Below are 5508 nucleotides of genomic sequence, written 5' to 3'. Positions count from 1 at the left end.
GCCACGTCGACACCCGCCGAGCCGAAGGCGGCGACGCCGAAGCCCGCCACGCCGAAGCCGGCCGCAACCCCGCGGCCCGCGCCGCGGCCCGGTCCGGCGAAGGCACAGACCAGCACGACGGCCTCGGAAGAGGCCAGCTGAACCAGCACGAACGGACGGCCCGGCCCACCGGTCGGATCGCACCAGACGAGTCGTACGAACCCGTGCGATGTGAAGGACAAGGAGACACGGCAGCCATGCCGAAGAACAAGACGCACTCCGGTGCCAAGAAGCGCTTCCGGGTCACCGGGACCGGCAAGGTCATGCGTGAGCAGGCCGGCGGCCGCCACCTGCTCGAGCACAAGTCGAGCCGTCGCACCCGCCGCATCGCCGGCGACCTCGTCGTCTCCCCTGCCGACGCCCCCCGTATCAAGAAGCTGCTCGGTAAGTGACCCCGGGGGCGCTGCTGCGCCCCGGTCACTCGGCCCGAGCCTGAGACAAGCAAGGAGCATCACGTGGCACGCGTGAAGCGGGCGGTCAACGCCCAGAAGAAGCGCCGTACGACCCTGGAGCGCGCTGCGGGTTACCGCGGCCAGCGTTCGCGCCTGTACCGCAAGGCGAAGGAGCAGGTCACCCACTCCCTCGTCTACGCGTACCGCGACCGCAAGGTGCGCAAGCAGGACTTCCGCAAGCTGTGGATCCAGCGCATCAACGCGGCGTCCCGCGAGCAGGGTCTCACCTACAACCGCCTCATCCAGGGCCTCAAGCTGGCCGGCATCGAGGTGGACCGCCGCGTGCTGGCCGACCTCGCCGTGAACGACGCCGCGACGTTCGCGACGCTCGTCAACGCCGCGAAGGCAGCCCTGCCCGAGGACGTCAACGCGCCGAAGGCTGCGTGACCCTCGTCCGCTGCTGAGCCGACCGCCCGATCGCCCCGCCGCCGCGGGGCCGGGCGGCGGCTCGGAGCACCCGGAGCCCCCGGAACCGTCACTGGTTCGCGGGGGCTTCGTCGTGCCCGGGCATGATGTCCCCGTGACCGACGAGATCCTGACCAACCCCCGGGCCGAGCGCGTCAAGGCGGTGCGGGCGCTGGCGGGACGCTCCGTGCGCCAGCGGGCCGGGCGGTTCGTGGTGGAGGGGCCCCAGGCCGTGCGCGAGGCCGTGCTCGCTGCCGACGTGCACGACGTCTACGTCACCGGGTCGTCCGCGCAGCGGTATCCCGAGATCGTGTCGGCGGCGCTCGACCGGGGGATCCGGGTGCACACGGGCACAGCCGAGGTGCTCGACGCGATGAGCCCGGACGGGCAGCAGGTGGTCGCGGTGGCGTCGCTCCTCGAGCACACCCTTGCGTCGGTGCTGGCGGGTGCCCCGCGCCTGGTCGCAGTCCTCGCGCACGTCCGCGACCCGGGCAATGCCGGCACGGTGATCCGGGCGGCCGACGCCGCGGGTGCCGATGCGGCGGTGCTGACCGAGCAGAGCGTGGACGTGCACAACCCCAAGGTCGTCCGGTCGACGGCCGGTTCGCTGTTCCACCTGCCCGTGGTGACCGCCGCGGACCTGGCGGCGACGGTCGTCGACCTGCGCGCGGCGGGCCTCCTGGTGCTCGCCGCGGACGGAGCGGGCACCTTCGACCTGGACGACCTGCTCGACGTCGCGGGCTCGGCGGAGGACGGCGTCCCGGACCTGTCGCGCCCGACGGCGTGGGTGTTCGGCAACGAGGCCTGGGGCCTGCGCGACGAGGACCGGGCGTTGGCCGACGCCGTCGTGCGGGTGCCGATCCGGGGCCGCGCCGAGTCGCTCAACCTCGCGACCGCGGCGACCGTCTGCCTGTACGCGAGCTCGYGGGCGCAGCGATGAGGATGTTCGCCGCCGTGTGGCCGCCGCAGGACGTCCTCGACCACCTGGACCTGGCGCTCGCCTCCGTGCGGGGTGCGCCGTCGGGCCTCTCGTCGGCCGTGCGCTGGTCCGCCCGCGAGACGTGGCACCTGACCGTCGCGTTCTACGGCGAGCTACCGGACGGGGCGCGGCCCGGGCTCGTGGCGGACCTCGCGGAGGTCGCAACCGGCGTCGAGCCGTACGAGCTCGGGCTCCGAGGCGCCGGCGTGTTCTCGCACCGGACCCTGTGGGTGGGGGTGGCGGGCGACCTGGACTCCCAGCGGGCCGTCACCCGAGGCTGCGTCGAGGCGGGGGAGTCGGCGGGCGGCCTGCTGGACAACCGGCCGCGCGACCGCCCGCACCTGACCATCGGCCGGGTCCGGCCGGGGAGCCGCCCGACCCGCCGGCGCTCGTCGCGTCCGGACCGGCCCGGCGCACGGCCCGACGCGCAGGCGATGGACGACGAGGACGTCGCTGCGGCCCTCGTGCGCGCGCTCGCCGTGTACGAGGGGCCGCGGTGGATCGTCGACGAGCTGGTGCTCGTGTCGTCGCGTCCGGGAGCGGGACGCGGTGGGGGACCGCTGTACGAGCGCGTCGAGACGTTTCCGCTCGGACGATAGGCGGGGCCGTGGCAGGATGGCCGTCATGACAGCGCGTGCGCAGGCGGCCGGTGGTCGCCGATTTCCCGGGCCCGTACCCGGGCCGCGCCACTGACGCGCACCTGAGCAGGCCGTCCGTCGCCGGACAGGCCGCCCAGACCCGGATCGGGCGCCTCTAGACTTGTCCGCCGGCCGGGTGCTCTCGCGCCCTGGCCATGGCCGTGCCCCGTGCCGGCCGCCCAGAACCTGCACTGGAAGGTCAGGATGTCCGACGACACCGCCCTGTCCCCGCTCGACGCCCCCGGCATCGAGTCCGCCGTCGAGGACGCACTCAAGGCCCTCGCGGCCGCGACCGACCTCGACGCCCTGAAGACCGCCCGCCTCGAGCACGTGGGCGAGCGCAGCCCGATCGCGCTCGCCAACCGTGCCATCGGCGGCCTCGCGCCGTCCGACAAGGCGACCGCCGGCAAGCTGCTCGGCCAGGCCAAGGGCCGTCTCGCGCGCGCCCTCGCCGAGCGTCAGACGCAGCTCGAGGCCGAGCGCGACGAGCGCGTCCTCGTCGAGGAGTCCGTCGACGTCACGCTCCCCACCGACCGGCACCCGCGCGGCGCGCGGCACCCGCTGGAGACGCTGTCCGAGCGCGTCGCGGACATCTTCGTCTCGATGGGCTGGGAGATCGCCGAGGGCCCCGAGCTCGAGGCGGAGTGGTTCAACTTCGACGCGCTGAACTTCGGCGTGGACCACCCGGCCAGGCAGATGCAGGACACGTTCTTCGTGGACAGTCCAGGTCTGGTGCTGCGCACGCACACGTCGCCGGTGCAGGCGCGCACTCTGCTGGAGCGGGACCTGCCGGTGTACATCGCGTGCCCCGGCAAGGTGTTCCGCACGGACGAGCTCGACGCCACGCACACGCCCGTGTTCCACCAGGTCGAGGGCCTCGCGGTGGACAAGGGCCTGACCATGGCGCACCTCAAGGGGACGCTGGACCACTTCGCGCAGGCGATCTTCGGCCCTGAGGCCCGCACGCGCCTGCGGCCGTCGTTCTTCCCCTTCACCGAGCCGAGCGCGGAGATGGACCTCTGGTTCCCGCAGAAGAAGGGCGGGGCCGGCTGGATCGAGTGGGGCGGCTGCGGGATGGTCAACCCGAACGTGCTCCGCGCCTGCGGGGTCGACCCGGAGGTCTACTCGGGCTTCGCGTTCGGGATGGGCATCGAGCGCACCCTGATGCTGCGCCACGGCATCGCCGACATGCACGACATGGTGGAGGGCGACATCCGCTTCTCCGCGCAGTTCGGGACGGAGATCTGATGCCGCGCATCCCCCTGACGTGGCTCGCCGAGCACGTCGAGCTCCCCGCGGGCCTGACCGCCGAGCAGCTGGCGGCGGACCTTGTCCGCGTCGGGCTCGAGGAGGAGGCCATCCACGCCGCCGCCGTGACCGGTCCGCTGGTCGTCGGCCAGGTGGTGGAGCTGACGCCGGAGCCGCAGAAGAACGGCAAGACGATCAACTGGTGCCGGGTGGACGTCGGCCCGGAGCACAACGAGCCCGGCGGCGCCCCTCGGGGCATCGTCTGCGGCGCGCACAACTTCGCGGTCGGCGACCGGGTGGTCGTCGCGCTGCCGGGCGCCGTGCTGCCCGGGCCGTTCGCCATCGCGTCGCGCAAGACGTACGGGCACGTGTCCGACGGCATGATCTGCTCGGCACGCGAGCTCGGCCTCGGGGACGACCACGCCGGGATCATCGTGCTCTCCACCCTCGGGCTGGACGCTCCCGTGGGCACCGACGCGCGCGAGCTCCTGGGCCTGGGCGACGAGGTGCTCGAGATCAACGTGACGCCCGATCGCGGCTACTGCTTCTCGATGCGTGGCGTCGCCCGCGAGTACGGCCTGTCCACGGGTGCGACCTTCACGGACCGCGGGCTGCCGACGGGCGACGAGCGTCCCGCCGGTGGCGGGTTCGCGGTCGAGATCGACGACGCGGCGCCGATCGACGGCGTCCCGGGTGCCGACCGGTTCGTCGCCCAGATCGTCCGCGGTGTGCGTGCGAACGACCCGACGCCGTCGTGGATGCAGCGCCGGCTGCAGCAGGCGGGCATGCGGCCCATCAGCCTCGCCGTCGACGTGACGAACTACGTGATGCTCGACCTGGGTCAGCCGCTGCACGCGTACGACCTGGCGCAGCTGGCCGAGCCCGTCGTCGTGCGTCGGGCGACCCCGGGGGAGAAGATCCGGACCCTCGACGACGTCGAGCGTGCACTCGACCCCGAGGACCTGCTCATCACCGACAGCCCGGAGGGTGTGTGGGGCTCGCGCCCCATCGGCCTCGCCGCGGTCATGGGCGGCGGGGACTCCGAGGTGGGCGTCGGGACCACCGACCTGCTCATCGAGGCGGCGCACTTCGAGCCGATCACGGTCGCGCGCACCGCTCGTCGGCACAAGCTGCCCAGTGAGGCCGCCAAGCGGTTCGAGCGCGGCGTCGACCCCGAGCTGCCGCCCGTCGCGGTCGCGCGGGCGGTCGCGCTGCTGGTGGAGTACGGCGGGGGTGTGGCGGGGGAGCTCACCGACGTCGACCGACGGGTGCCCGTTCCGCCGTTCGACCTCGCGCTGGACCTGCCCGCCCGGCTCGTCGGCGTGCCGTACACGGCCGAGGAGGTGCGCGAGACGCTGGTCTCGATCGGGTGCGAGGTCTCCGACGCCGCCCCGGGCACCGTGCGCGTGCAGGCCCCGACCTGGCGACCCGACCTGCTCGTCGGTGTCGACCTGGTCGAGGAGGTCGCCCGCCTGCGCGGGTACGACGCGATCCCGTCGATCGTCCCGCCGGCGCCGCCGGGTGCCGGGCTGACGGCGGGTCAGCGGACACGTCGCTCTGTCGCGCGGGCACTGGCCGACTCCGGGCTGGTGGAGGTGCTCAGCTACCCGTTCGTGGGCACCGAGCAGCTCGACGCGCTGCGCCTCCCGGCCGACGACGACCGCCGCCGCGCGGTCCGGCTGGTCAACCCGCTCTCCGACGAGCAGCCGCTCCTGCGGACCAACCTCCTGGTCACCCTGCTCGACAC

General features: G+C 73.6%; 6 protein-coding genes. All 6 read left to right on the top strand.

Going from position 1 to position 5508, the window contains the following annotated elements; translation table 11 throughout:
* Nucleotides 1-236 precede the first annotated feature (236 nt).
* Nucleotides 237-431, top strand: coding sequence for a 50S ribosomal protein L35 (gene rpmI / locus AC1DUQ_RS16700; protein ID WP_028046910.1), 195 nt, complete (start codon nucleotides 237-239; stop codon nucleotides 429-431).
* 63 nt (nucleotides 432-494) lie between these two features.
* A complete protein-coding gene (gene rplT, locus AC1DUQ_RS16695; RefSeq protein ID WP_056093498.1) occupies nucleotides 495-878 on the top strand; it encodes a 50S ribosomal protein L20 in 384 nt (127 codons plus the stop codon).
* Between the two features lie 133 nt (nucleotides 879-1011).
* Nucleotides 1012-1836, top strand: coding sequence for a TrmH family RNA methyltransferase (locus tag AC1DUQ_RS16690; RefSeq protein WP_477074172.1), 825 nt, complete (start codon nucleotides 1012-1014; stop codon nucleotides 1834-1836).
* A complete protein-coding gene (gene thpR / locus AC1DUQ_RS16685; RefSeq protein WP_477074171.1) occupies nucleotides 1833-2474 on the top strand; it encodes an RNA 2',3'-cyclic phosphodiesterase in 642 nt (213 codons plus the stop codon). The genes AC1DUQ_RS16690 and thpR overlap by 4 nt, the downstream gene beginning before the upstream one ends.
* A 243-nt stretch (nucleotides 2475-2717) precedes the next feature.
* Nucleotides 2718-3761, top strand: coding sequence for a phenylalanine--tRNA ligase subunit alpha (gene pheS, locus AC1DUQ_RS16680; protein WP_477063110.1), 1044 nt, complete (start codon nucleotides 2718-2720; stop codon nucleotides 3759-3761).
* Nucleotides 3761-5508 (top strand): phenylalanine--tRNA ligase subunit beta (pheT, locus tag AC1DUQ_RS16675; protein ID WP_477074170.1); only part of this gene is annotated, 1748 nt, incomplete at its 3' end. The genes pheS and pheT, both read left to right, overlap by 1 nt.

Source organism: Cellulomonas sp. P4_B5_2 (genome assembly GCF_056402235.1).
The sequence above is the reverse complement of the archived record's forward strand: the minus strand, read 5'-3'. Positions and strand labels throughout refer to the sequence as shown.

What these genes read in the sequence shown, in the direction of transcription:
- rpmI (WP_028046910.1), top strand. Translation starts at nt 237, where the DNA reads ATGCCGAAGAACAAGACGCACTCCGGTGCCAAGAAGCGCTTCCGGGTC.
- thpR (WP_477074171.1), top strand. Translation starts at nt 1,833, where the DNA reads ATGAGGATGTTCGCCGCCGTGTGGCCGCCGCAGGACGTCCTCGACCAC.
- pheS (WP_477063110.1), top strand. Translation starts at nt 2,718, where the DNA reads ATGTCCGACGACACCGCCCTGTCCCCGCTCGACGCCCCCGGCATCGAG.